The organism is Micromonospora sp. NPDC047756 (assembly GCF_055587245.1).
Genome location: NZ_JBVJGQ010000006.1, coordinates 72,273 through 95,775 on the forward strand (window position 1 = coordinate 72,273; position 23,503 = coordinate 95,775).

The following is a 23,503-nucleotide window of genomic DNA, read 5'->3' on the forward strand; positions in this document are numbered from 1 at the left end:
AACGCCTCGGCTACCAACGCCTCGGCTACCAACGCCTCGGCTACCAACGCCTCGGCTACCAACGCCTCGGCTACCAACGCCTCGGCTACCAACGCCTCGGCTACCAACGCCGGTCGCTCTGCGCGCACCCGCACTCGGCTCTGCGCAAGCTAGCGTGTCGCCATGGAACGTGGCGATATGTCGATGTCTGTCTCGGCCGATCTCACTGTCCGGCTGCGGCCGGTTGCCGAGCCGGACCTGGCGATGTTCCGGCGGTTCCGCACCGAGCCCGGCCTGATCGGCCTGGACTGGGCCGGCTTCCTCGACGCCGGGGCGCCGGCACGGCGGTTCGCCGTCGACGGCTACCTCGGCGAAGACGACGGACGGCTCGTCGTGGAGGTCGAGCAGGAGCAGGAGCAGGCCGCCGCCGGCATCGTCAGCTACACCGCCGGGCGTTACGCCGGACGGGCGTCGTACTGGGAGATCGGCGTCGTCCTGCTGCCGCAGTGGCGGGGGAGAGGCATCGGCTGGCGCGCCCAGGCGTTGCTCTGCGACTACCTCTTCCACCACAGCCCGGCCCAGCGCATCCAGGCCGGCACGCACCCGGAGAACGTCGCCGAGCAACGAGCGTTGGAGAAGGCCGGCTTCCAGCTCGAGGGCGTCGTGCGGGCCAGCGAGTTTCGGGCCGGTCAGTGGCGCGACGGCTACCTGTACGGCCGGTTGCGCGACGACCCGTCCCCCTGGGACCCGCCGCCGCAGGTCTGAGCGTTAGGCCTGGCGTGGGCGGACCCCAGGCTCCACCGTCAGGGTCCCCGCGGCGGCGTCGATCGTCGCGCGCGAGCCCAGCGGAACGGTGAGCTGCCCGTTGCCGTGCCCCAGCCGTAGCCCGCCCAGGACCGGCACGCCGAGGTCGTACAGGCGGTCCTTGAGCACCGCTGCCGCGTCCCACTCGCCGGGTTCGCCGACACTGTTGGTGATCTGGCCGATGACCACACCGGCTACCCTGCGCAGCACGCCCACCCGACGCAGCTCGGTCAGCATGCTGTCGATGCTGTACGGAGCCTCGTCCACGTCCTCGAAGAAGAGGATCGCGCCGTCGAACTTCGGAGAGTCCTCCGCGCCGAGCGAGGTGGAGATCAGTGTCAGGCAACCGCCGAGCAGCGGCCCCGATGCCCGCCCCGGCACCACGACGGAGGCGGCTGTCTCGGCCGGGTCCCGGGAGATGGTGACCGGTGCGGTGGTCATCACCGCCCTGCGGAGCGCCTCGGCCGACTCGGGGCCGGTGCGGGCGTCACTCCAGTTGACCATGGGGCCGTAGAAGGTGACCAGGCCCGTCTCGCGCCAGAGCTTGCCGTGGATGCTGGTGATGTCGCTGAAACCGACGACCACCCGGGGGTCGCGGCGTAGAACGGACACGTCGATCTGGTCGACGATCCGCTGCGTGCCGTAACCACCGCGTGCGGCGAAGACGGCTCGGATGCCCGGGTCGGTGAGCGCGGCGTTCAGGTCGGCCAGCCGCTGCGCGTCGGTGCCGGCCAGATAGCCGTACTTGGTGAAGACGTGCGCGCCCAGCTCGACCTCCAGGCCCCAGCTGCGCAGGATCTCGATGCCGCGAGCCATGTTCGTGGGGTCGGGCGTGCTGCCGGGCGAGACCACCCGGACCCGGTCACCGGGTGCCAGCGCCGGTGCCCGCAGGACGCGCTTCGCGCCGACCGGCGCGGCCTGTGCGGACGCGGTCTCCGCCGAGCCGACGAGCACCGCGCCACCGGCCGCCGCCGCTCCCATCCGCAGCATGTGCCGACGGGACAGGGGCATCCGCGCCGGGCCCTCGATCGTGGCGGGGTCTGTTCCAGAAGTGGCCACCGGCGTCCCCTCATCGTGATCAGACGATGTGTGCGAGCTGCCACAGCCTACGACAGTCATCGATTCGCATGGGGGTCCACAAGGGATGATGCGCGCTCAGGCGGGGTGACAGGCATGTTTGTGAGGCTCCGCCCGTCGATGGCGGAAAGTCCGATTCGCCCGTGCCCGTTTGTCGCCGGGGAGCCGGGGAACTCGCCCCGTTCGTCACCAGGCAGTCGTGACGGCATACCGACGAGACCGAAGGAGCGGGGCATGGAGTACGAGCAGATGATCGCCACGGTACGACAGCGCGCGGGCCTCGGTGAGAACGAGGCCGTGCGGTCCATCCAGGCCGTCCTGTCGGTGCTCGGTGAACGGCTCGCCGGACAGGAAGCGGACAACCTGGCGGCACAACTACCGGAACGGCTCAACGGGTCCGTCACCCGTAACCCGCAGGGCCGCCGGTGGGATGTCGGCGAGTTCCTGAAGAACGTCGCCGACCGCGAACAGGTCGCGAACGCGGACCAGGTGCGTCAACACGCCCAGGCGGTGCTGCGTACCGTCGCCGAGGCGCTGAACGACGACGAGCGACACGACCTGCTCGCCCAGCTTCCCGGCGGCATCATCGACCTCTTCGGTGTGCCCACCCCGCGAGGCTGAGCTTCGCGTCGATCGGGCCACCTGTCCGGTGTGCTCACGGAATCGGCCACTCGTGCACCGGCCGGTTGCTGTGCATCAGGTCGACGTAGTGTCTGACCACCTCGCGCAGCGCCTCCGGCCGGTCCAGGTGGTCGGCCGACTCCAACCGGTGCAGCGTCTCCACCTGCCAGGTCGCGCCGTTGCGGCCGGTCAGGCAGCGTTGCTCGATGATGCCGAGCAACCGGTCGCGCTCGGCCGGGTCGAGGCCCCACCGGTCCAGACCGTGATGCGCCATCGGCAGCAACCGGCGCAGCACCAACTCGCTGACCGGCAGGTAACCGAGACCGGGCCAGAAGACCTGCGCGTCGATGCCGTGCCGGGCGCAGCTGGTGAAGTTCTCCTCGGCGGCGCTGAACGACATCTGCGACCACAGTGGCCGGTCCGACTCGGCGAGGGCGCGCACCAACCCGAAGTAGAAGGCGCCGTTGGCGATGGTGTCCAGCACGGTCGGACCGGCGGGCAGCACCCGATTTTCCACCCGCAGGTGCGGCCGGCCCCGCGACACGTCGTACACGGGGCGGTTCCACCGGTAGACGGTGCCGTTGTGCAGGCGCAGCTCGGCCAGATTGGGCACCTCACCGGCCGCGAGGGCCTGCCCCGGGTCCTCCGGGTCGCAGACCGGCAGGAGCGCCGGGAAGTAGCGTACGTTCTCCTCGAACAGGTCGAACACGCTGGTGATCCAGCGTTCGCCGAACCAGACCCGGGGGCGTACCCCCTGGGCTTTGATCTCCTCCGACCGGGTGTCGGTGGCCTGCTGGAACAGCGGAATGCGGGTCTCGCGCCACAGCTCCCGGCCGAAGAACAGCGGCGAGTTCGCGCCGACCGCGACCTGGATGCCGGCCACCGCCTGGGCGGCGTTCCAGTAGTCGGCGAACTGGGCCGGGCTGACCTGAAGATGGAACTGGGTGCTGGTGCAGGCCGCCTCCGGGGTGATCGTGTCGGCGGTGACCACCAACCGTTCCACCCCGCTGATGGCGATCGGCAGATCCTCGCCGCGGGCCGCGAAGATCTGCTCGTTGAGCAACTTGTAGCGGGGGTTGGCCGACAGCGTCTCGGCGGTCAGGTGCTCGGGGCGCAACGTCGGCAGGATGCCGATCATGACCATGTGCGCGCCGATCGCCCGGGCCTTCAGCTCGGCGGCGTTGAGGCTGGCCCGCACGTAGTCCTCGAAGTCGGCGGTGCCGGTACCGGTCAGCCGGCGCGGCGGCACGTTGATCTCGACGTTGAACTGGCCCAGCTCGGTCTGGAAGCTCTCGTCGGCGACGGCCGCCAGCACGTCGGCGTTGCGCATCGTCGGGTTCGACGCCTCGTCGACCAGGTTCAGCTCGATCTCCACGCCGGTCATCGGCCGGTCGAGGTCGAAGCGCGACTCGCGCAGCATCTCGGCGAACACATCCAGGCAGCGGCGGACCTTGTCGCGGTATCGGGCTCGATCCTCTCGACTGAAGGTTCGTACGCCGACGTCCTCGCCCATGGTCACCACCCTGTCACCGCTGGTCCCCCTAACCTCGCACGTTGTCGGCGGGCGGGGAAAGACCCGAGGACCCTTTTCTACCCAACTGCCAGCCCGGTTAGCCCAGCCCGAACGGACCGATAGCATTGCGCCCCGAGAGGTGGTGGCGTGCGGATGCGCGAGAAGGTGACCAGGCTGTTCGTCGCGGCGGCAATCGCCGAGGCCTGCTCCTGGCTGGCCCTGCTGGTCGGCATGCTGGTGAAGTACGGTCCGCCGGACAACGAGCTGGGCGTCAAGATCTTCGGGCCGATCCACGGCGGCCTGTTCGTCGCGTACGTCCTGCTGGTGCTGGCAGTCGCCCGGCTGCACCGCTGGAGTCTGCTGGCGACCGCGGTGGCCCTGGCCAGCGCGGTGCCGCCGTTCGCCACCCTGGTCTTCGAGCGCTGGGCCCGCCGCCGGGGCATGCTCGGCGTCGACCGGCGACCGGCCCGCGAACCCGCCCCGGTCGGCTGAGCCGCCGAACCGCCAGCGAGCCCGACTGAGCCGCGCCGCCGGGGCCGGTCAGGTCAGCGCGGAGCAGGCCGCGATGCCGGCCAGCAGCAGCGTGCCGAGAAACGCCTGCAACAGCAGTGGCGGCCCGAGATGCGACCAGAGCGTCGCCGTACGCGGGGTCAGCAACTGCCCGGTGGTGAGGTTGACGATCCGCTCGATCCGGGGCGGCAACTCCGGGTCGCGTTGCGGGCGCAGGGTGAGCTGCACCTGATCCGCCGGGTGCAGGGCGCTCTGCGGAAGGTGGCCGTGCAGCTCCACCTCGCAGAGCTGACCGGCGGTGTTGCGGAGCCGCACCGGCGTGACCAGGTATTCCGGGCCCTGCTTCAGCTCTTTCCACCGACGGCGGGTGCCGCCACCGCCGAACGAGAAGAGTGAGCGCAGTAGCAGCGCGGGCAGCCGGGCGAAGGCCGCCGCGGCGAGCACCGCCACCAGCACCGGCTGACCGACGCGTACCTCACGGGTGTAGCCGTCGAGCAGGCGGATCAGCCGCCCGGTGACGATTCGTTCCGTCGGGTGCACGATCCGCCGCGTGTCGAGTCCGCTGTCCATTTCCACCACCGAGAGTCCGCATGTGTTCACAGATCGTATCGACGTCCTCGGTTGAACGACGTGAATGAAACCTGGTCACGGGCTCACGGCCGCGAGGTGACATCCCCCGCGACCCGGGTAAGCGGGGGGCCGAGCTGGAAAGGGGTCGAGCATGCAGCTGTCCTTCCTGCGCCCGCTCTACGACCGTCCCGGGCCGTGGTGCTCGGTGTATCTGGACGCCTCCGCCGACACGGAGGACGCCAAACCCGCACTGGATCTGCGCTGGCGTGCCCTGGAACGCAGCCTGGCCGAACAGGGGGCGGACGAGGCGAACATCGCCGCGCTGGACCGGGTGGTCCGAGGTCACGACCCGATGGTCGGGGACTACGGACTGGCGGTATTCGCCAGCCACGGCCAGGTGGTGCTCTCCGAGTACCTGTCCGCGCCGCCACTGCGGGACCTGGCCCACGTCGGCCCGTTGCCGCACGTGATGCCGCTGCTCGCCCAACGCGGCGAGCAGGTGGCCTGGGTACGTGTGGTCGCCGACCGCCTCGGTGCCGACGCCATGGCGGTCAGCGCCGGCGGGGTACCCCGCCGGGCGCACGTCGCCGGCCGGGACGAGTATCCGCTGCGACGGGCGAAGCCCGGCGGCTGGTCCCAGTCCCGCTACCAGCGGGCGGCCATGGAGGCGTGGCACCAGAACGCCGGCGACGTCACCGCGGCGACCGTGCAGCTGGCCGACCGGGTCGGCGCGGACGTGGTGGTGGTCGCCGGTGACGTCCGGGCCACCGGGATGATCGCCGCCCAGATGCCGGAACGCTGGCAGGACCTGGTGGTCCGCACCGATGCCGGGTCGCGGGCCGGCGGCGCCGACCAGACGATGTTGGACGACCTGACCGTGCAGACCATCGCGGAGATCGCCGACCAGCGGATCAGCGCCGCGCTGGACAAGTTCGGCGTGCAGGAGGACGTGGGCGGCGGGCTCGACGCGGTCGTCTCGGCCCTGCAACGCAACCAGGTCGACATGATGATCATTGTGGACGACCCGTCGGCCAACGGTGAGTTGTGGATCGGCGCGGAACCCACCGAGATCGCCGTCGACCCGGGGCAGCTGGCCGCCATGTCGGTGGCCGACCCGCAGCGGGTACGCGCCGACGCGGCGCTGGTCCGGGCGCTCGTCGGCACCGACGCGGCGCTGACCGTGCTCGGCGCCGACGAGGCGCCCGACCTCACCGACGGCGTCGGCGCGGTACTGCGCTACGTCGACCCCAGCACACCGGGGCGCGGCAATGGTTGACCGTACGGTTGCGGACGTCGCGGTGGAGCGGTTGCTGGCCTGGCGGGTACCCCGCGCCTTCGGGTACCCGGGCGAGGCGATCGCTCCACTGGTCGACGCGCTGGACCGCACCGGCGGCGAGCCGGCGTTCATCCCGGCCCGGCACGAGGAGACCGCCTCGTTCATGGCCACCGGGCACGCCAAGTTCACCGGTGGCATCGGAGTCTGCCTCGCCACCCAGGGCCCCAGCGCGGTCCAGCTGCTCAACGGCCTCTACGACGCCAAGCTGGACAGCAAACCGGTGGTCGCCATCGTCGGGGAGGACATCTCCGGGCCGCTCGGCGGGGCGCACCAGGAGATCGGGCTGGGCCGGCTCTTCGGTGACGTGTGCAACCAGTTCGTCCGCTACGGTCGCAGCCCCGACGAGGTGGGGGCGCTGCTGGACCAGGCGTTCCGGACGGCGGCGGCGACCCGAAGCCCGACGTGCGTGGTGCTGCCGCGCCAGTTGCAGGAGGCGCTGGTACCCGACCTCCAGTCGTACGGTGCCGGGGTGATCACGGCCACCCCCGGCGAACCGCTGGCCCGGGTCCTGCCGCACGAGGCGGACCTGGACGCCGCCGCGCAGCTGCTCGACGGTGGCCAGCGGACCGCCATCCTGGTGGGCCAGGGTGGTCGGGACGCCGCCGCGGAGATCATCGAGATCGCCGACCGGTTGGGCGCCGGGGTGGCCACCTCGCTGCTCGGCAAGCCGGTGCTCGACGAGCGGTTGCCGTTCCACACCGGGGTGCTCGGCGAGGTCGGCACCCCGGCGGCGGCCGAGCTGATGGGTGGTTGCGACACGCTGCTGATGGTCGGCACCAACGACCCGTGGACCGACTACTTCCCGATGCCCGAGCAGGCGCGCACGGTGCAGATCGACATCGACGGCCGCCGGATCGGCACCCGGTACCCGGCCGACGTTCCGCTGGTCGGCGATGCCGCCGAGACGCTGCGAGCGTTGCTGAGCCGGTTGCGCGGTCGGTCCGAACAGCAGTGGCGCGCCACCGTGGAAAGTTCGGTGGACCGCTGGCGCGAGGTCGCGGCCGAGCGGGCCGCCGCCGCCGCGGACCCGGTCAACCCGCAGCTCGTCCTGCAGGAGCTGTCCGCCCGGATGCCGGGCACCGGCGCGGTCGCCGTCGACGTCGGCTCAGTCCTCTACTGGTACGCCCGGCACCTCACCCTGCCACCGGGGGTCAACGCGCAGCTGTGCGGAACCCTCGGCTCGATGGGCTGCGCGCTGCCGTACGCGGTGGCGGCCAAACTCGCCGCGCCCGACCGACCGGTGGTCGCGCTGGTGGGTGACGGGGCGATGCAGCTCAACGGTCTCGCCGAACTGATCACCGTCTCGCACCTCTGGCAGCAGTGGCGCGATCCGCGGCTGGTCGTGCTGGTGCTCAACAACCGGGACCAGAACGGCATGGGTGGCGGGCGACGGCCGTCGTCCGACCCGAAGCACCGCCGCCCCGATGTGCCGTATGCCGGGTGGGCCCGGCTGCTGGGGCTGCACGGGGTGCGGGTGGACCGCCCGGAGTTGGTCGGCGCGGCCTGGGACGAGGCCCTCGCCGCCGACCGACCCTGCGTACTGGAGGCGGTCGTCGACCCGGCGGTGTCGCTGGCGCCGCCGGAGCCCGCCTTCGCCGACCTGCGTGGCCTGTACGCCGAGGGCGCTCCGGCCCGGAAGGTCCGCGAGCAGGTCGAAGTCACCGCGAGCGCTGACGATCTCGTTTAGCCACCCCGGACCAGGGCATGAGTAGCGGCCCGATGACGCTGGAGGTCCCATGTCCGAGCCCGCCGACCGCCGCTACGGTCCCGCGACAGTGCCGAGGGCCCGCGGTCCGCTATCCGCAGCGGTCGTGGATGCTCTGCGGCACCCGCCGCACGACCTGCCGGCCGATCTCGGCGTCGACCTCCACCCGGCGGACCCGATCACCGACGAGGACCTGCAGCTGACGCTGTTCCTCTGCTACGAGTTGCACTACCGGGGCTGGCTCGGGGTGGACGAGTCGTGGGAGTGGCAGCCGACGCTGCTGGCGCTGCGTGCCCGCTGCGAACGGGTCTTCGAGGCGGCGCTGCGTCGGCTGGTCGGCACGCCGTCGGTGCCCGCCGCCGGGGTGGCGGCCGGCCTGACCGAGGTGGTCGCCGCCGACGACGGTCCGGCGCTGGCCGCGACGCTGCAACGCCGCGCCGACCTCACCCAGTTCCGTGAGTTCGTCGCCCACCGCTCCGTCTACCACCTGCGGGAGGCGGACCCGCACAGTTGGGCGCTGCCCCGCCTCGGTGGCCCGGCCAAGGCCGCGCTCGTGGAGATCCAGACCGACGAGTACGGCAACGGGCGGCTGGACCGGATGCACGCCGAGCTGTTCCGCAACACCCTCGACCGGCTGGGCCTGGACACGGCCTACGGCGCGTACATCGACGTGGCACCAGCAGTGACGTTGGCGACCAACAACTTGATGTCGCTGTTCGGGCTGCACCGGCGGTTGCGCGGCGCGCTGCTCGGGCACCTGGCCGCGTTCGAGATGACCTCCTCGCAGCCCAACCGGCGCTACGGCAACGGGTTGCGCCGGCTCGGCTTCGACGAGGCGGCCACCCGCTTCTACGACGAGCACGTCGAGGCCGACGCGGTGCACGAGCAGATCGCCGCGCACGACATGTGCGGTGGACTGGTCCGCGTCGAGCCGGCCCTCGCCCGCGACGTGCTGTTCGGCGCGTCGGTCGGGCTCGCTGTGGACCGGCTGTTCGCCGGGCACCTGCTGGACAGCTGGACCGCCGGCCTCAGCTCACTGCGCGCACCCGCCCCGCCGGCCCTGCCGCCCACCGTCCCGCTCGTCGCATCGGCCACGGTGGTGGCTCCGCCGGCCCCACCCGCCCTCGTCTGACCCTCGGCCCACCCGGCCGCACTCGCTGCGCGAACGGGCACCCACGTACAGATCCACCCGGGCCCGGGCGGGGTGTCTGTCTGCCGGTGCTGGGGTGTGGAGAGTCGGCCCTTGAGCTGCGGTGTCGGGCCTTGAGCGGGTGCCGGGCCTTGAGTGGTTGTCGGGCCTTAAGTTGTGCGGCCGGGTGCCCGGCCCTTGGGTTTCGCGCTTGGGGTGCCCGGGCCCTGAAGTATGCGGCTGGGTGCCCGGGCCCTTAAGTGTGCGGCTGGGATACCCGGCCCTTGGGTCGTGCGGCTGGGAGTCTCCCGCGTCGGGGCCGCCCTTTGCTCTGCACCCGCCGATGCGCCACGCACGCGCGCAACCCCCAGGTGCAACCCCCCACGCGCAACCTCCACGCGGGACTCGGCCTTCACGAAGCGCCGGTAGACGAGGCTGTCCGCCTCCCGGCGCGCTGCCTGCTCGGCACCTCCCGCGTCGATCATGGACTTGTGGTGGGTGATAAAAGGTACGCAAAATGATGAACCGGGCACCATAACTCCATGATCGCCGAAAAGGGCTGCCCCAGGTTCGCGATCTTGCACTTTCTGTCGTGACACAAGGGGCATATCACCTCAGTTCGACAGCCGAAACTGCAAGATCGGCGCGATGCTCGTGTTCGGCGCGTTGCTCACGGGGCACGGTCCTGGGGGCAGGGCCTCGGGGTGCGGCTTCGGGGGCGCGGCTTCCGGGGCACGGTCTGGGCGCACGCGGCTTTGGGGGGCACGGGCGGACGGCGTGGCCTCGGGCGCGGGCTGGGCGGGACGGGCGCGGGCGCGGCCTGGGCGGCACGGGCTGGGCGGGACGGGCTCGGGCGCGGCCTGGGCGGCACGGGCTGGGCGGCGCGGGCTCGGGCGCGGCTTGGACGGCACGGGCTGGGCGGCGCGGGCTCGGGCGCGGCCTGGGCGGCGCGGCTTGGGCGGCACGGTCTGGGCGGCTCGGGCTGAGCGGCGTGGCCTCGGGCGCGGGCTGGGCGGCACGGGCTCGGCGGCGCGGGCTCGGGCGCGGGCTGGGCGTTGCGCGAGGGCTTGGGTCGACCCTTGCGCTCACCGCGGGCGGGTGACGGGGCGAGGGGTGGGCTCACCCCTCGCGGGTGGTGCCCGCCCGAAAAGCGATCGCCTTGTGGGTGCCGTCGCAGAACGGCTTGAGCGCCGACTTGCCGCACCGGCACAGCGCCACGGTGCCCCGCCGCGCGTCGATGCGCTCGCCGTCCGGGGTGACCAACGCGAAGTCGCCGCGGACCAGCAGTGGTCCGTCCTCGTACGGGGTGATCGTGGCGGCGGCTGGCTCGCTGGTGTCGTCGGTGCGCATGGCCCCGGAAGTGCCCGTCCTGGCCCTGACGAAACCCGCGCCGCCGAACGCCGGTCATGACCGGGCCACCCCACTGACCAGCGGAATGTGCCGCCGGGTGGGTGATGCCCCGTTTGAACCCCATCGGGACGGGAAGCCGGGCCGCGTGGTGAGCGAACGAGGCAAGGTGGGGCCGGTGCACAAGGTGCACAAGGGGCTCACGGCCGATGGCGCCGGTCTCGCCGGTGACCGGGTCGTGGCCGCGGGCAGCTCCGCCCGGGTGCTGGTCGCCGCCACCGCGCGGGCACTGCGCGGGGTCGACTGCGCCGACCTCGGGCACACCGGGCCGACGTCGCGGTTCCCCGGCGCCCCCGAACCGGTACGCCGTGCCGCGGTCACCCGCGCCGCCGGCCGGGTGGCGCTCACCGTGGCCCAGATCGACGAGGTGGACGCGGCGAGGGTGGCCCGCTGGTTCGTCGACCAGTACCCGCGCCGGCGTTATCCCGGGGTGCTCATCGGCTCTCCGCACGGCGCTGCCGCGCACCTCGCGGTGGCCCTCGGTGTGCCGTGGCTGCCGGCAGGGTTCGAGATGACCGTGCACTGGTCCGACGGCGCGGTGGACCGCCCCGCGGACGCCGCGGAGCATGGCGCGGCACTCTCCACCCGATTGCTCGTCGGCAACGCCGACCTGCACCTGCGCCAGGTGCACTGCCCGGCCAGCCGGGGCGCGTTGACCGGGGCGACCGTGTCGCTGACGGCCACGTGGAGGGCCCTGCCGGCCGCGTACGCGCGGTTCCTGGCCGACCGGCTGGTGCCGGGCGCCCCCGTGCTGCTGGTCCGCGACGCGCGCACGTGGCCGGTGCTGGAGCGCGGACCGGGGCACAGCTTCCAGGTCGGCTGCCCGGGCAGTGGGCTGGACCCGGTGGACTTCCACCCGGACAGCCACGCGTTGCGGCAGGTGCTGCGCTCCGTCGGCGGGGACGCGACCCGGTGGGAGCCACCGGAGGTGTCCGTGCCGTCGGCGTACGCCGAGCACGGCGTCGACGCGGGCTTCGAGCTGGCGGCGCGGGACTGGTCCGCCCGGCACCAGCATCCGCTGCACCGAGTGTTGGTGCCCCGGCCGGCGGCGTTGAGCGCGGGCGTGGCCGACCTGTACCGGCGGTGGTTGCGGCGCGCGGGCAAGACCGGTGACCGGCTGGTGGTGGAGTGCGGTCGACTGCTCGACCCGTGGCAGGTGGTGCGGGCGGGGCTGGTGCCGTACTGGTGTGAGAACGCCACCCGCCGCAGCGTCGACGAGGCTGAGTGGTGGCTGGCCGGCAGCGAGGCCTTCAGCTCGGTGGACGTGTTGCCCGAGCCACCCGGGGTGCGTTCACCCGCGCTGGCCGGGCTGCCGCAGTGGCTGGCCGTCGCCGGATTCGGCCGACGGCGTCGGGCGCTGGACCGCACCACCGCCCGCGGGTACCCGGTCACCTCGGTGCCCACCCGCCGGGCCACCGAGGTGCTGCGCGCCCAGCCGTACGACCTGCCCGCGCCGCCCCCGCTGGGGGTCGCCGAGGCCCTCGCGGTGCTCCGCGACAGCGGTGGCCACCAGGGGTTGTTGGTCTCCTGAGACGGAGGACGCCGAAACTTCCTCGCGAACCCGGGGTCCCGTGATTGAGTACCTACGGAGCGGGAACATCGCTGGCTGCGACGGCCTGATTTCGCTGCGTAGAGGCGTTGTCGCCCGCTGGCATCCCAGTCACTGACCCACTTTCCGGCCCGGTGCGTGGCTCGACCACGCGCACGACCGGTTTCCCGATCCGGGCGGGGGACCTTCCTGAGGGAGGCGCGGATGTTCGGACAGACGAGCACGAGCACGACCACGACCCCACCACCACCCAACGATCGGGGTCTGGAGGATCTCGACGCGGCGGCGATGGCGTACGCGGCCCGGATCGCCGGGCTGCCGCCGGAGCGCCGGGGGGAGGCCCGGGACGACCTGGTGCGCTTCGCGCTGCCGTTCGCCGGCCGGCTGGCCCGCCGGTACCGGGGGCGGGGGGAGCCGCTGGAGGACCTGGAGCAGGTGGCCCGCCTGGGGCTGGTGAACGCCGTCGACCGATATGACCCGGAACGGGGCTCCTTCACCGCGTACGCCGCGATCACCATCGTGGGCGAGATCAAACGGCACTTCCGGGACCGCACCTGGGGCGTGCACGTGCCCCGCCGGCTGCGCGACCTGATCCTCGAGGTGGGGCAGGCCACCGCCGCGCTCACCAGCGAGCTGTCCCGGGCCCCGTCGGTGGCCGAGCTGTCGGCCCGGCTGGAGACCCCGGAGGAGGAGATCCTCGCCGCCCTGGAGTCGGCGGCCGGCTACAGCCCGGCCTCGCTGAACGCGCCGGTGGGCGGGGAGAGCTCCGCCGAGTTCGGCGACCTGGTGGGCGAGTCCGACAACGCGCTGGAGTCGGTCGACGACCGGGTGACGGTGAGCGGTCTGCTGCACCGACTGCCCTGGCGGGAGCGACGGATCCTCGCGATGCGTTTCTACGGCAACCAGACCCAGGCCGAGATCGCCGCCCGGTTCGGCATCTCGCAGATGCACGTGTCCCGGTTGCTGTCGCGGGCGCTCACCTGGCTGCGTCAGGCGATGCTCGCCGACGCGCCGCCGCCGTGGCAGAACGGCGCCGCCGAACCCGACCCGGGCAAGACCCGGATCTCGGTCAAGCAGAACGGCGACTCGGTGGTGGTCGAGGTCGGCGGCGAGATCGACCGCGACGGCGCGGACCAGTTGCGCCGGGCCATGCTGGAGGCGGTCACCGGCCAGCCCAGCGAGGTGGTCGTCGACCTCGTCGGCGCGGGTGGCTTCGACGCCGGTGGGATCGCCGCGCTGATGGCCGGTCGGGACGCGGCGGAGCGCACCGGGGTGCCGCTGCGGCTGACCCGGGTCCAGCCCGCGGTACGCCGTTCGCTCACCGCCGCCGGCCTGGCGCCGGCCCGGGACTGACCCGTACGGACAGGCGAAGGGCCGACACCCCGCCGGGTGTCGGCCCTTGCGCGCGTACCCCTGGTCAGCGCTCTTCGGTGTTGCCGTCGCTGTGCGGGTGGCGCCAGCGTTCGTGCGGCTTCGGCGCGTCCTCGGCGTCCTGCGGCGGGTCGGACTGTTCGAAGCTGGGCCGGCGGACCCCCTCGGGCTCCGGCACGTCCACCGGCCGGGCCCCGGAGCGCGGCGCGGGTTGGTAGTCGACCGCGTCGCGGGCCCCGTGCGCGCCCTCGGCGGCCGGTGACTCCGGGGCGCGGTGCTCCAGGTGGAACTCCTCGGCGAACTGCTGCGGCGGTTTGGTGGTGCGCTGCGGCAGGTCGCGTCCCAGATCGGCGACGAGCGGGCCGTACTTCAGGTCGAAGGCGGGGCGCTCGGAACGGATCCGGGGCATCCGGTCGAAGTTGCGCAGCGGCGGCGGGCAACTGGTGGCCCACTCGAGGGAGTTGCCGAAGCCCCACGGGTCGTCCACCGTCACGATCGCCCCGTACCGCCAGGACTTCCAGGCGTTGTAGATGAAGAAGAGGGTGGACAGACCGAGGATAAACGCGAAGATGCTGGAGACCGTGTTCAGGGCCGTGAAGCCGTCGGTGGGCAGGTAGTCGGCGTACCGGCGGGGCATGCCCTCGGCGCCCAGCCAGTGGTGCACCAGGAAGGTGCCGTGGAAGCCGATGAACATGGTCCAGAAGTGCGCCTTGCCGAGCCGCTCGTCGAGCAGTCGTCCGGTCATCTTCGGCCACCAGAAGTAGTAGCCGCCGAACAGGGCGAAGACCACGGTGCCGAACACCACGTAGTGGAAGTGCGCCACCACGAAGTAGCTGTCGTGGGTGTGCCAGTCGACCGGCGGGCTGGCCAGCAGGACGCCGGTGAGGCCGCCGAGCAGGAAGGTGACCAGGAAGCCGATGGCGAAGAGCATCGGCGTCTCGAAGGTGAGCTGACCCTTCCACATGGTGCCGATCCAGTTGAAGAACTTCACGCCGGTGGGCACCGCGATCAGGTAGCTCAGGATGCTGAAGAACGGCAGCAGCACCTGACCGGTGGCGAACATGTGGTGCGCCCAGACCGTCATCGACAGCACGGTGATGGCGACGGTGGCCAGCACGATTCCCGTGTAGCCGAAGAGCGGCTTGCGGGAGAAGACCGGAATGATCTCGGTGATGATGCCGAAGAACGGCAACGCGATGATGTAGACCTCGGGATGGCCGAAGAACCAGAACAGGTGCTGCCAGAGCATCGGGCCGCCGGTGGCGGGGTCGTACACGTGCGCGTTGAGCAACCGGTCGGCCGAGAGCGCGAGCAGCGCGGCGGCCAGCAGCGGGAAGACGAGGATCACCAGCACGCTGGTGAACAGCATGTTCCAGGTGAAGATCGGCATCCGGAACATGGTCATGCCGGGCGCGCGCAGGGTGAGGATCGTGGTGATCAGGTTGACCGCGCCGAGGATGGTGCCGAGCCCGGACACGACCAGGCCGAGCACCCACATGTTCGCCCCCACGCCGGGGCTGTGGTCCACGTCGCTGAGCGGGCTGTACGCGGTCCAGCCGAAGTCCGCCGAACCGCCCGGGGTGACGAACCCTCCGATGACCATGAGGCCGCCGAAGAGGTACAGCCAGTAGGCGAGCGCGTTGAGACGGGGGAACGACACGTCCGGCGCGCCGATCTGGATCGGCACGATGTAGTTCGCGAACCCGAACGCGGCTGGCGTGGCGAACAGCAGCAGCATCACCGCGCCGTGCGAGGTGAAAAGCTGGTTGTACTGCTCGGAGGAGAGGAACTGCATTCCCGGGCGGGCCAACTCGGCCCGCATCACCATCGCCTGGAGCCCCGCCACCAGGAAGAAGCCGAAGGAGGTCAGCAGATACAGCAGACCGATCTGCTTGTGGTCGGTCGTGGCGAGGAACTTGATCAGGGAGTTGCCGGGGACCGGTGCCCGTACCGCTCCGGGAAACCCCCCGAAACGGGCCGGTGCCAGGATCGCCGGGCCCCGATCGCGACCGGGTTCCGTGGTTACCCGCTTGGGCATGGCTGCTCACCCCGTCGTGACGGCAGAAAGGACGGGCGTGCCTACCCGGCCCTCGAACCATGTAACCAGGCCAGAGCGGGAAATTCGGTCAGAACGCTGGTACCGGGCGCAAGCGCCTCGAACGCTCAGGTTGCCGGCAGCATCGCCCAGACGGCCTTGCCCTGCCCCGCCGGCACGCTGCCCCACCGCTGGGTCAGCTCCCGGACCAGCATCAACCCGCGCCCACCCTCGGCGTGCAGGTCCATCCCGCCGGCACGGGCCTCAGCGCTGCTGCCGTCCACCACGGCCAGGTGCAGATACGGCCGGCGCAGGGTCACCGTCACCTGCATCGGCGTGCCGGCGTGGCGCACCACGTTGCCGACCAGCTCGCTGAGCACCAACGCGGCCGGGCCGGACGCGTCCGGCAGGTTCCACCGCGTGCACGCCTCGGTGACCAGCTCCCGGGCCCGCCGACAGGCCCCGGCCACCGGCTCCAGCCGGGTCCGCATCCGCAACGGCGACGTCGTGCCGGCCAACCGGGTCGCCTCGGCGCAGTCCGCCGAGACCGGAAGCACCCGGCACGTGGTCGACTCGGCCAGCCATCGTGCGGCGATCGGCGACGGGGAGCAGAGCAGCACCGGCACCGCCGGCCACTCCTCGGCCCGGCGGGCCGTCGCGGCGAACACCGACAGCGCCAACCGGTCCTCCACGCGTACCCCGGCCATGTCGACCACCAGCGCCTCCGGCTGGTCGACCAACGCGTCGCTGAGCGCCTGGTGCACCGAACGCATCGTGCCCAGGTGCAGGGGGCCGGTGAGCCGGACGACCGCCACCGGTGCCGTGGTGCGCACCTCGCAGGTGATCCCGCTCGACATCGGCGCCTCGATTCGCTGCTCGCTGGGTCGGGATCTGCCAACTACCCGCGGCCGTTCCCGATGAAACCGGACCGACGGCGGGGCGAGGCAGGTCACTCGCCGCAACCCCAGGTCAGCGACGAGGCCGGGCGGTCAGGACACCCAGGGCGATCATGCCGACGCCGAGTCCCAGGTGCAGCCAGCCGTCGGCGTCGTTGACCGGCAGCACGTTCGCCCCGGTGTCGTGGTCCACCGCCAGCCCGTAGAGCCAGAGCACCAGATAGACCGCGCCGCCGCCGATCAGGAACGCCCGAGCACCGGTGACCGTCCGGGCCAACAGCAGACCCACCACCCCGTACGCCAGGTGCACCAGGTTGTGCAGCACCGACACCTGGAAGACCCCGAACAGGTATGCGTCCGAGTCGTGGCCGGCGAAGCGCAGCGCGTCGAAGCCGGTGGTGATCCCCGGCACGAAGCCGAGCACGCCGACCAGCAGGAACAGCACCCCCACCGTGGCCGCCGCGCGACGGACCGGCGGCTTGCCGTCGGCCGGGTTGGGTCGGGCCCGGGAGTGCGCCATCGGTCCGACCATTCCCGGCTCCTCGTCGCGCGGCGGGCATGAGCGTTGCCGGCTACCCGCCGGCGCGGCCGGCAAACCGGCCGGCACCGCCACCGGTCACGCCGGCAACAACCTCGGGGCGCTCGCCGACTGCCGGACCCGCTCGTACAGCTCGACGTAACGCTGGGCCATCACCGCGGGCGTGAAGCGCTGCGCGGCCACCCGCCGGCACTCGTCGGGGTCGAGCAACTCGGCGGCGAGGACGAGATCACCCAACTCCTCCTCGTCGGTGGTGAGCAGGCCGGTACGACCGTGCTCGATCAGCTCCGGCAGGCAACCCCGGGCGGTGGCCACCACCGGCGTACCCAGGGCGAGCGACTCGACGACGGCCGTGCCGCCCGGCTCCTCCCACCGCAGCGGGAACAGCGACGCGCGGGCGCTGGCCAGCAGGTCGTCGCGCTCCTGCCCGGCCACGGTGCCGACCCAGCGGACCAGGTCACCGTCGACGTGCGGCGCCACCTCGTCGAGGAAGAACCGCACATCCGGGTTCTGCCGGGCCTCGTCGCCGGCGGCGGCCAGGTCGGCCGGCCGGTGGTACGGGCCGACGGGGCCGGCCAGCACCAGCGGAATACCGACCCGGTGCGCGAGGCGGGCACCCACGTCCTGCCCCTTGCCCGGGTTGATCCGGCCCAGGATGAGCAGGTGCTCGCCCTTGTTCGCTCGGGGCCGCCGGTCGGCGTCGACGGCCAGCGGCGTGGACAGGTGCACGTGCCCCACCGAGTGCTCCCGCAGCGCCAACGGGGCGCGGGCCAGCTGCGACGCGGAGACGCCGTTGACCCGGACCCGGTCGCCGCCGTCCAGGCTGCCGTAGAGCGCCGGGTGCTTGGCCAGGTCCCAGTGCAGGGTGTGCAGGGTCGGCGGCCCGGACGGGCCCATCGCGGCGAGGGTGGCCAGCCCGACCGCCTCGACGTGATCGTGCACCAGGTCGATGTCGTCGCGGGAGTGCAGCTCCCGGACCACCCCGGCCAGGTGCGCCTGGGCGATTCCGCAGACCTGGTTGTACGGCCGCTGCAACGCGGCGAACTGCCCGTCGGCGAAGACCGAGACCTGCTCGTCCACCGGCAGGGTGCTGCTGCCCACCGAGGCGAGCACCACCCGTACGCCCAGTCGCCGCAGCTCCGGCACCAGCGTGGCGATGACGTTCTCGATGCCGCCGTAACCGGGCGGCGGCACCGACAGCCACGGTCCGGCGTTCATCAGCACGGTGAGGCTCCCGGCGCTCACGCGGCGGCCACCCGGCGGCGGCGGGGCACCCGGTGGCGCAGTTCGGCCAACGGCGGGCGTTCCTCGATGGACACGTCGCTGACCACGATCTCGCGGTCCAGGTTCGGCAGGGTGTCGGAACCGCCGCGACGGAACTGGGTCAGCAACGACTCCGGCGCGAACCCGGGGGTCGCCCAGCCGCGCCGTTGCAGCCGGGACCAGGCGGTCAGCATGATCTGCGCGGACATCCGGCCCAGGGCGGCGGTGTCCTGGTGGCGGTGCTTGCGCTCACCGAGGTCGACCTGCGCCAGCGCGTCCAGGCCGACCAGGTCGAGCAGGTCGATCATCATGGCCGTCTCCACGCCGTACCCGGAGACGAACGGCACCTGGGCCAGCACGTCCCGGCGGCCCGCGTACTCGCCGGCGAGCGGCTGCACGAAGCCGGCCAGTTCGGGCCAGAAGAGATTGAGCAGCGGCCGGGCCATCAACTCGGTCACCCGGCCCCCGCCGTCCTGCTCCACGCTGGCGGCGCCCACCAGGGGGCGGTGGTAGAAGCCCTTCACGAAGTCGACGGACGGGTCGGTCAACAGCGGGCCGAGCAGTCCGCTCACGAAGTGCGGCCGGAACTCCCGCAGGTCGGCGTCGATGAACGCCACCACGTCTCCCTCGGCGGCGGCCAGCCCCGCCCAGAGCGCGTCGCCCTTGCCGGTGAGCCGGGGCAACCCGCGGGTCATCGCGTCCTGGCTGACCACCTCCGCGCCGGCGGCACGGGCCACCTGCGCGGTCCGGTCCGTCGAGCGGGAATCCACCACGATCAGCTCGTCGACCAGTGCGACCCGGTCCATCAGGTGCTCCCGGATGGTCGACACGATCGCGCCGACGGTGGCCTCCTCGTTGCGCGCCGGCAGCACCACGCTGACCCGGGTCTCACCCTTGGCACGCATCAGCCGACGGGTCGGCCAGTCGGCCGCCGACGTCGTCCGGTACGTAGCCCACGCCTCGACCACCGGCGACACACTCGATGTCATATCCCGCACGGGCACCCCTCCGTTCGTGCGTGGAAAAACCGAAATTGGTTGTTCCCATTCCTCATCACGCGCTAACCGCATTCTCGGCAACAGCTTGATCACAGAGGTGACGACAATTCGTTCCCGGGGGATGAACGTTTGATTGCGCGCAGCCCAGGGGACTGCTCCCATCGCAGGTGAAATGTCTTCGAAGGGGTGTGGGGGATGCGGAACTGTCGGGTGGGGCTCATCGGTGCCGGCGGCGTGGCACAGCGTCACGCGCGGGTGCTGACCGGGTTCGACGACGTCGATCTGGTCGGGGTCACCGACGTGGCGCCGGAGGCGGCGTCCGCGCTGGCCGCACAGCACGGCGGGCGGGCCTTCGCCGACGTCGCCGCGCTGCTGGCCGCCGATCTGGACGCCGTGTACGTCTGCGTGCCACCGTTCGCACACGGCCCCGCCGAGGAGGCGGTGATCGAGGCCGGGGTGCCGATGTTCGTGGAGAAGCCCGTCGCGGTCGACCTGCGCACCGCCGAGCGGATCGCCGACCTGGTCGCGCGGCGCGGGCTGCGCACCGCCGTCGGCCACCACTGGCGCTACCTCAGCGTGCTCGACCAGGCCCGCGACCTGCTCGCCGACCGCCCGGTGCGGATGGTCAGCGGCGCCTGGCTGGACAAGGTGCCCCCGGTGGCGTGGTGGTCGCGGCGGGACCGCTCCGGCGGCCCGGTGGTCGAGCAGGCCGCCCACGTGCTCGACCTGATCCGCGTACTGGCCGGCGAGGTCACCGAGGTCACCGCGTACGGCAACGGCACTCCACCGCCGGTCGACGGCGCCGACATCGACTCGGTGACCACGGCCGCGCTGCGCTTCGCCGACGGCGCGGTCGGCACGCTCAGCGCCGCCTGCGTCCTCGGCTGGAAGCACCGCGCCGGCCTGGAGATCCTCGCCGACGGGCTGGCCCTCGCGATCACCGAGGAGGGGCTGTCGATCCGCGACGCCGACGGCGAACGACACGTCCCGGCCGACCCGGAAGCCGCCCGGGTGGCGGTGGACCGCGCCTTCGTCGACGCCGTCCGTGGCATCGGCGACGACGTGCGCGTGCCGTACGCCGAGGCCCTCGCCACCCAGCGCCTGGCCCTCGCGGTGGCCGACTCGGCCCGTACCGGAACGACGGTGCGGCTCGCCACCGCGACCGCGCCGGCGGTGCTCACCAGCGGGGTGGCAGTCGATGCGTGACAAGGTCGTGGTGGTCACCGGCCCGGGCCGGGTCGACCTGGTCGAGCAGGACGCCGCCCCGCTGCGCCCCGGCACGTTCCGGGTCGAGACGCTGTTCAGCGGTGTCTCCGCCGGCACCGAGCTGAGCTACGTCAAGGGCACGAATCCTTACCTGAACGTCACCTGGAACCCCGACCTGGGGCTGTTCCAGCCGGGCGCGGCGAGCACGCCCTATCCGGTGACCCGACTCGGCTACATGCAGGTCGGCCGGGTGGTGGAGAGCGAGACCCCGGCCGTCGCGGTGGGCACCGTCGGTGCGATGACGTACGGGCACCGCACCGGCTGGCTGGCCGACCCGGTCGCCGAACGGTTCGTGGCGCTGCCCGACGACCTGGACCCGCTGCTCGGCGTCTACGTCGCGCACATGGGCCCGATCTGCGCCAACGGTCTGCTGCACGCCGCCGCCGACCTGCACGGCACCGACGTGCGCGCGCTCGGCGACGGGGTCCGCGGCCGACGGGTCGCCGTCGTCGGCGCCGGTGTCGTGGCGCTGCTGACGGCGTTGTTCGCCCGACGCAACGGCGCCGCCTCGGTGGTGGTGCTCGACCCCACCCCGCAGCGCCGCCAGGTCGCCGAGGCGCTCGGTCTGGACACCCTCGACCCCGACGCGGACGACCCGGCGGTGGTGCTCAAGACCCGGTGGGCGCACACCGCCGGCGACCGGGGCGCCGATGTGGTGTTCCAGTGCCGGGGGCAGGCGTGGGCGCTGCACCTCGCCCTGCGGCTGCTGCGGCCCCAGGGCACCGTCATCGACCTCGCCTTCTACCAGGGCGGCGCGGACGCGGTCCGCCTCGGTGAGGAGTTCCACCACAACGGGCTGTCGCTGCGCTGCGCCCAGATCGGCCGGGTGCCCCGCGGGCTCGCGCCGACCTGGGACCGCGAACGGCTCTCCGCCGAGACCGTCGACCTGCTCCGGACGTACGGCGACGCGATCGGTAAACATCTGGTCTCGGCGGTGGTGCCGTTCGACGAGGCCCCCGCCCTCCTCACCGACCTGGCCGAGCGTCGTCGCCAGGAGCTTCAGGTGGTGCTCGCCGCCTGAGCCGCCGTCGCCGCGTGCCGGGGGCGGCTACCGTTCGCGACATGAGCACCGTGCAGGAACGGCCGGTTCCCGGCGACACCCCGACCGGCCGGCCGGCCGGCGGCAACCCCGCAGGCCGATCGGTCGGCCTGGCCGCGTTGCTGCAGTACCTGCGGGAGCACCGGGGCACCCTGGTGGTGGTGGGCGCGCTGTCGCTGATCGGCTCGGCGGCGTCGCTGGCGCAGCCGCTGCTCACCCGGTCGGTGCTCGAACGCATCGGCGCCGAGCAGGGCGTGTCCCGGCTGGTGGCGGTGCTGGTGGCCCTCGTGGTGTTCGGTGCGGTGATCGGTGGGCTGCGGGACTACCTGCTGCAACGCACCGCCGAAGGAGTGGTGCTGGGCACCCGGCGTCGGCTCGCCGCCCACCTGCTGCGGCTGCCCATCGCCGAGTACGACCGCCGCCGCACCGGCGACCTGCTCTCCCGGGTCGGCTCGGACACCACGCTGCTGCGCGCCGTCGTCACCTCCGGGCTGTTCGAGACGGTCACCGGGGCGGTGACGGTGGTCGGCGCCGGCACGGCCATGGTGCTGCTCGACCCGCTGCTGTTCGGGGTCACCCTGCTCGGGGTGGCGCTGGGGCTCATCTTCGCCGCCACCTTCGCCCGCCGGGTCCGGACGCTGGCCCGGGTCGCCCAGGAGCGGATCGGCGAGATGACCTCGGCGGTGGAGCGGGCCATCTCGGCGGCCCGGACCATCCGGGCCAGCCGCGCCGAGCCCCGGGAGACGCAGACCGTCACCGGCAGCGCGCGCGAGGCGTACGCGGCGGGGCTGCGGGTGGCCCGGGTGCAGGCGGTGGTCGGGCCGATCGGCTCGGTCACCGTGCAGGGCGCGTTCCTGCTGGTGCTCGGCATCGGCGGGGCGCGGGTCGCCGCCGGGGCGATCTCGGTCGGTGACCTGGTCGCGTTCGTCATGTACCTGTTCCTGCTGGCGCTGCCGTTGGGTCAGGTGCTGCGGGCGTACACCCAGTTGCAGTCCGGCCTGGGCGCCCTCCAGCGGATCGAGGAGATCCTGGCCGTCCCCGCGGAGGGCGCGGACGACCGGCCGGCGCCCGGCAGCGCGACGGCGAACCCCCGGCGCCCGACCCCGATGATCGAGTTCGACCGGGTCGGCTTCGGCTACCCGGGTGGCGAGCCGGTGCTGCACGAGGTCAGCTTCGCGGTCGCCGCCGGCACCCGGACCGCCCTGGTCGGTCCGTCCGGTGCCGGCAAGTCCACGCTGCTGGCCCTGGTCGAACGCTTCTACGAGGTGAGCGCCGGCGCGGTCCGCCTCGACGGCACCGACGTGCGGGACCTGCCCCGCGACGCGCTGCGGGCCCGGCTCGGCTACGTCGAGCAGGAGGCGCCCGTGCTGGCCGGCACGCTGCGGGAGAACCTGCTGATCACCACCCCGGACGCCAGCGACGACCGGTTGCGCGACGTCCTGGACGAGGTCAACCTGGGCCACCTGGCGCAGCGCACCCCGCTCGGCCTCGACGTGCAGGTGGGCGAGGGCGGCGTGCTCCTCTCCGGAGGTGAGCGGCAGCGGCTCGCCATCGCCCGCGCGCTGCTCGCCGGCCCGCCGGTGCTGCTGCTCGACGAGCCGACCAGCAACCTCGACTCCCGCAACGAGGTCGCGCTGCGCCGCGCCATCGACGCCGTGGCCGTCCGCCGGACCCTGTTGATCGTGGCGCACCGGCTCGCCACCGTGGTCGACGCCGACCAGATCGTCGTCCTCGACGGCGGCCGGGTGGTGGCCGTGGGTACCCATGCCGAACTCACCGCCACCGACCCGTTGTACCGGGAACTCGCCAGTCACCAACTGCTGGTCGGGTGACCGACGCGCGGTCGCGGCGAACTTGCCGGGCGACCGGGCCGCGCACGCCGGCCAGAATCGCGTAC

20 protein-coding genes are annotated in these 23,503 nt (G+C 72.6%); 11 read left to right on the forward strand and 9 right to left on the reverse strand.

Features of this window, described 5'->3' with window-relative positions:
• The first annotated feature begins 162 nt into the window (after positions 1-162).
• Positions 163-744, forward strand: coding sequence for a GNAT family N-acetyltransferase (locus tag ACZ6NZ_RS20300; RefSeq protein ID WP_465859549.1), 582 nt, complete (start codon positions 163-165; stop codon positions 742-744).
• Positions 745-747: 3 nt separating this feature from the next.
• On the opposite strand, the gene ACZ6NZ_RS20305 is transcribed toward ACZ6NZ_RS20300, so the two are convergent.
• Positions 748-1,842: a S66 peptidase family protein gene (locus ACZ6NZ_RS20305; protein WP_465859550.1), complete on the reverse strand. Its 1,095-nt coding sequence runs from the start codon at positions 1,840-1,842 to the stop codon at positions 748-750.
• A 252-nt stretch (positions 1,843-2,094) separates the two neighbouring features.
• On the opposite strand from ACZ6NZ_RS20305, the gene ACZ6NZ_RS20310 reads away from it, so the two are divergent.
• Positions 2,095-2,481, forward strand: a complete 387-nt coding sequence (locus ACZ6NZ_RS20310) for a DUF2267 domain-containing protein (protein ID WP_366611157.1) — start codon at positions 2,095-2,097, stop codon at positions 2,479-2,481.
• Positions 2,482-2,515: 34 nt separating this feature from the next.
• Here the strand turns inward: ACZ6NZ_RS20310 and ACZ6NZ_RS20315 are convergent, their stop codons facing one another.
• Positions 2,516-3,994 (reverse strand): glutamate-cysteine ligase family protein, encoded by a 1,479-nt coding sequence (locus ACZ6NZ_RS20315; RefSeq protein ID WP_465859551.1) that lies wholly within the window; start codon positions 3,992-3,994, stop codon positions 2,516-2,518.
• A gap of 153 nt (positions 3,995-4,147) precedes the next feature.
• On the opposite strand from ACZ6NZ_RS20315, the gene ACZ6NZ_RS20320 reads away from it, so the two are divergent.
• Positions 4,148-4,486, forward strand: a complete 339-nt coding sequence (locus ACZ6NZ_RS20320; protein ID WP_465860105.1) for a DUF3817 domain-containing protein — start codon at positions 4,148-4,150, stop codon at positions 4,484-4,486.
• A 48-nt stretch (positions 4,487-4,534) separates the two neighbouring features.
• Here the strand turns inward: ACZ6NZ_RS20320 and ACZ6NZ_RS20325 are convergent, their stop codons facing one another.
• Entirely contained in the window at positions 4,535-5,083 is a 549-nt protein-coding gene (locus ACZ6NZ_RS20325; RefSeq protein ID WP_357206973.1) for a hypothetical protein, read from the reverse strand.
• Positions 5,084-5,225: 142 nt separating this feature from the next.
• Here ACZ6NZ_RS20325 and ACZ6NZ_RS20330 point away from each other — a divergent pair, with 142 nt between their 5' ends.
• From ACZ6NZ_RS20330 to ACZ6NZ_RS20340, 3 genes are read left to right on the forward strand one after another with little or no spacing between them, the layout of a single operon-like run.
• On the forward strand, positions 5,226-6,350 hold the full coding sequence (locus ACZ6NZ_RS20330; RefSeq protein WP_357230877.1) for a baeRF2 domain-containing protein: 1,125 nt from the start codon (positions 5,226-5,228) through the stop codon (positions 6,348-6,350).
• Entirely contained in the window at positions 6,343-8,097 is a 1,755-nt protein-coding gene (locus ACZ6NZ_RS20335) for a thiamine pyrophosphate-binding protein (RefSeq protein ID WP_465859552.1), read from the forward strand. The genes ACZ6NZ_RS20330 and ACZ6NZ_RS20335 overlap by 8 nt, the downstream gene beginning before the upstream one ends.
• Positions 8,098-8,146: 49 nt before the next feature.
• The gene (locus tag ACZ6NZ_RS20340) at positions 8,147-9,247 is read left to right on the forward strand and encodes an iron-containing redox enzyme family protein (protein WP_465859553.1); all 1,101 of its coding nucleotides are present in this window, start codon (positions 8,147-8,149) and stop codon (positions 9,245-9,247) included.
• A gap of 1,116 nt (positions 9,248-10,363) precedes the next feature.
• Here the strand turns inward: ACZ6NZ_RS20340 and ACZ6NZ_RS20345 are convergent.
• Positions 10,364-10,594 (reverse strand): CDGSH iron-sulfur domain-containing protein, encoded by a 231-nt coding sequence (locus ACZ6NZ_RS20345; protein WP_357351444.1) that lies wholly within the window; start codon positions 10,592-10,594, stop codon positions 10,364-10,366.
• Positions 10,595-10,739: 145 nt separating this feature from the next.
• On the opposite strand from ACZ6NZ_RS20345, the gene ACZ6NZ_RS20350 reads away from it, so the two are divergent.
• Positions 10,740-12,182 (forward strand): hypothetical protein, encoded by a 1,443-nt coding sequence (locus tag ACZ6NZ_RS20350; protein WP_465859554.1) that lies wholly within the window; start codon positions 10,740-10,742, stop codon positions 12,180-12,182.
• Between the two features lie 222 nt (positions 12,183-12,404).
• A complete protein-coding gene (locus ACZ6NZ_RS20355; RefSeq protein ID WP_366611166.1) occupies positions 12,405-13,553 on the forward strand; it encodes a SigB/SigF/SigG family RNA polymerase sigma factor in 1,149 nt (382 codons plus the stop codon).
• A gap of 64 nt (positions 13,554-13,617) precedes the next feature.
• On the opposite strand, the gene ctaD is transcribed toward ACZ6NZ_RS20355, so the two are convergent.
• The 5 genes from ctaD to ACZ6NZ_RS20380 all read right to left on the reverse strand — a co-directional run bounded on the left by ctaD (position 13,618) and on the right by ACZ6NZ_RS20380 (position 19,292).
• Positions 13,618-15,609, reverse strand: coding sequence for an aa3-type cytochrome oxidase subunit I (ctaD, locus tag ACZ6NZ_RS20360; protein ID WP_465859555.1), 1,992 nt, complete (start codon positions 15,607-15,609; stop codon positions 13,618-13,620).
• A gap of 125 nt (positions 15,610-15,734) precedes the next feature.
• Positions 15,735-16,463 carry an ATP-binding protein gene (locus ACZ6NZ_RS20365; protein WP_465859556.1) on the reverse strand — a complete coding sequence of 243 codons (729 nt, stop codon included), beginning with the start codon at positions 16,461-16,463 and terminating at the stop codon, positions 15,735-15,737.
• 112 nt (positions 16,464-16,575) lie between these two features.
• Positions 16,576-17,034 (reverse strand): DUF4383 domain-containing protein, encoded by a 459-nt coding sequence (locus tag ACZ6NZ_RS20370; protein WP_465859557.1) that lies wholly within the window; start codon positions 17,032-17,034, stop codon positions 16,576-16,578.
• Positions 17,035-17,118: 84 nt separating this feature from the next.
• Positions 17,119-18,258 (reverse strand): glycosyltransferase, encoded by a 1,140-nt coding sequence (locus ACZ6NZ_RS20375; RefSeq protein WP_465860106.1) that lies wholly within the window; start codon positions 18,256-18,258, stop codon positions 17,119-17,121.
• 23 nt (positions 18,259-18,281) lie between these two features.
• Entirely contained in the window at positions 18,282-19,292 is a 1,011-nt protein-coding gene (locus tag ACZ6NZ_RS20380) for a glucosyl-3-phosphoglycerate synthase (RefSeq protein WP_465859558.1), read from the reverse strand.
• A 204-nt stretch (positions 19,293-19,496) separates the two neighbouring features.
• On the opposite strand from ACZ6NZ_RS20380, the gene ACZ6NZ_RS20385 reads away from it, so the two are divergent.
• Genes ACZ6NZ_RS20385 through ACZ6NZ_RS20395 form a run of 3 tightly spaced genes read left to right on the forward strand, consistent with a single transcriptional unit; the run spans position 19,497 to position 23,438 of the window.
• Positions 19,497-20,507 carry a Gfo/Idh/MocA family protein gene (locus ACZ6NZ_RS20385; RefSeq protein ID WP_465859559.1) on the forward strand — a complete coding sequence of 337 codons (1,011 nt, stop codon included), beginning with the start codon at positions 19,497-19,499 and terminating at the stop codon, positions 20,505-20,507.
• A complete protein-coding gene (locus tag ACZ6NZ_RS20390; RefSeq protein WP_465859560.1) occupies positions 20,500-21,588 on the forward strand; it encodes a zinc-dependent alcohol dehydrogenase in 1,089 nt (362 codons plus the stop codon). Before ACZ6NZ_RS20385 ends, ACZ6NZ_RS20390 begins: the two co-directional genes overlap by 8 nt.
• A gap of 41 nt (positions 21,589-21,629) precedes the next feature.
• Positions 21,630-23,438 carry an ABC transporter ATP-binding protein gene (locus ACZ6NZ_RS20395; RefSeq protein WP_465859561.1) on the forward strand — a complete coding sequence of 603 codons (1,809 nt, stop codon included), beginning with the start codon at positions 21,630-21,632 and terminating at the stop codon, positions 23,436-23,438.
• The last annotated feature ends 65 nt before the right edge of the window (positions 23,439-23,503 follow it).

Excerpts from the sequence above, each read along its gene's own strand:
- ACZ6NZ_RS20300 (WP_465859549.1), top strand. The coding sequence starts at position 163 with ATGGAACGTGGCGATATGTCGATGTCTGTCTCGGCCGATCTCACTGTC.
- ACZ6NZ_RS20310 (WP_366611157.1), top strand. The coding sequence starts at position 2,095 with ATGGAGTACGAGCAGATGATCGCCACGGTACGACAGCGCGCGGGCCTC.
- ACZ6NZ_RS20315 (WP_465859551.1), bottom strand. The coding sequence starts at position 3,994 with ATGGGCGAGGACGTCGGCGTACGAACCTTCAGTCGAGAGGATCGAGCC.
- ACZ6NZ_RS20320 (WP_465860105.1), top strand. The coding sequence starts at position 4,148 with ATGCGCGAGAAGGTGACCAGGCTGTTCGTCGCGGCGGCAATCGCCGAG.
- ACZ6NZ_RS20330 (WP_357230877.1), top strand. The coding sequence starts at position 5,226 with ATGCAGCTGTCCTTCCTGCGCCCGCTCTACGACCGTCCCGGGCCGTGG.
- ACZ6NZ_RS20335 (WP_465859552.1), top strand. The coding sequence starts at position 6,343 with ATGGTTGACCGTACGGTTGCGGACGTCGCGGTGGAGCGGTTGCTGGCC.
- ACZ6NZ_RS20340 (WP_465859553.1), top strand. The coding sequence starts at position 8,147 with ATGTCCGAGCCCGCCGACCGCCGCTACGGTCCCGCGACAGTGCCGAGG.
- ACZ6NZ_RS20345 (WP_357351444.1), bottom strand. The coding sequence starts at position 10,594 with ATGCGCACCGACGACACCAGCGAGCCAGCCGCCGCCACGATCACCCCG.
- ACZ6NZ_RS20355 (WP_366611166.1), top strand. The coding sequence starts at position 12,405 with ATGTTCGGACAGACGAGCACGAGCACGACCACGACCCCACCACCACCC.
- ctaD (WP_465859555.1), bottom strand. The coding sequence starts at position 15,609 with ATGCCCAAGCGGGTAACCACGGAACCCGGTCGCGATCGGGGCCCGGCG.
- ACZ6NZ_RS20365 (WP_465859556.1), bottom strand. The coding sequence starts at position 16,463 with ATGTCGAGCGGGATCACCTGCGAGGTGCGCACCACGGCACCGGTGGCG.
- ACZ6NZ_RS20370 (WP_465859557.1), bottom strand. The coding sequence starts at position 17,034 with ATGGTCGGACCGATGGCGCACTCCCGGGCCCGACCCAACCCGGCCGAC.
- ACZ6NZ_RS20375 (WP_465860106.1), bottom strand. The coding sequence starts at position 18,258 with ATGAACGCCGGACCGTGGCTGTCGGTGCCGCCGCCCGGTTACGGCGGC.
- ACZ6NZ_RS20380 (WP_465859558.1), bottom strand. The coding sequence starts at position 19,292 with ATGACATCGAGTGTGTCGCCGGTGGTCGAGGCGTGGGCTACGTACCGG.
- ACZ6NZ_RS20385 (WP_465859559.1), top strand. The coding sequence starts at position 19,497 with ATGCGGAACTGTCGGGTGGGGCTCATCGGTGCCGGCGGCGTGGCACAG.
- ACZ6NZ_RS20390 (WP_465859560.1), top strand. The coding sequence starts at position 20,500 with ATGCGTGACAAGGTCGTGGTGGTCACCGGCCCGGGCCGGGTCGACCTG.
- ACZ6NZ_RS20395 (WP_465859561.1), top strand. The coding sequence starts at position 21,630 with ATGAGCACCGTGCAGGAACGGCCGGTTCCCGGCGACACCCCGACCGGC.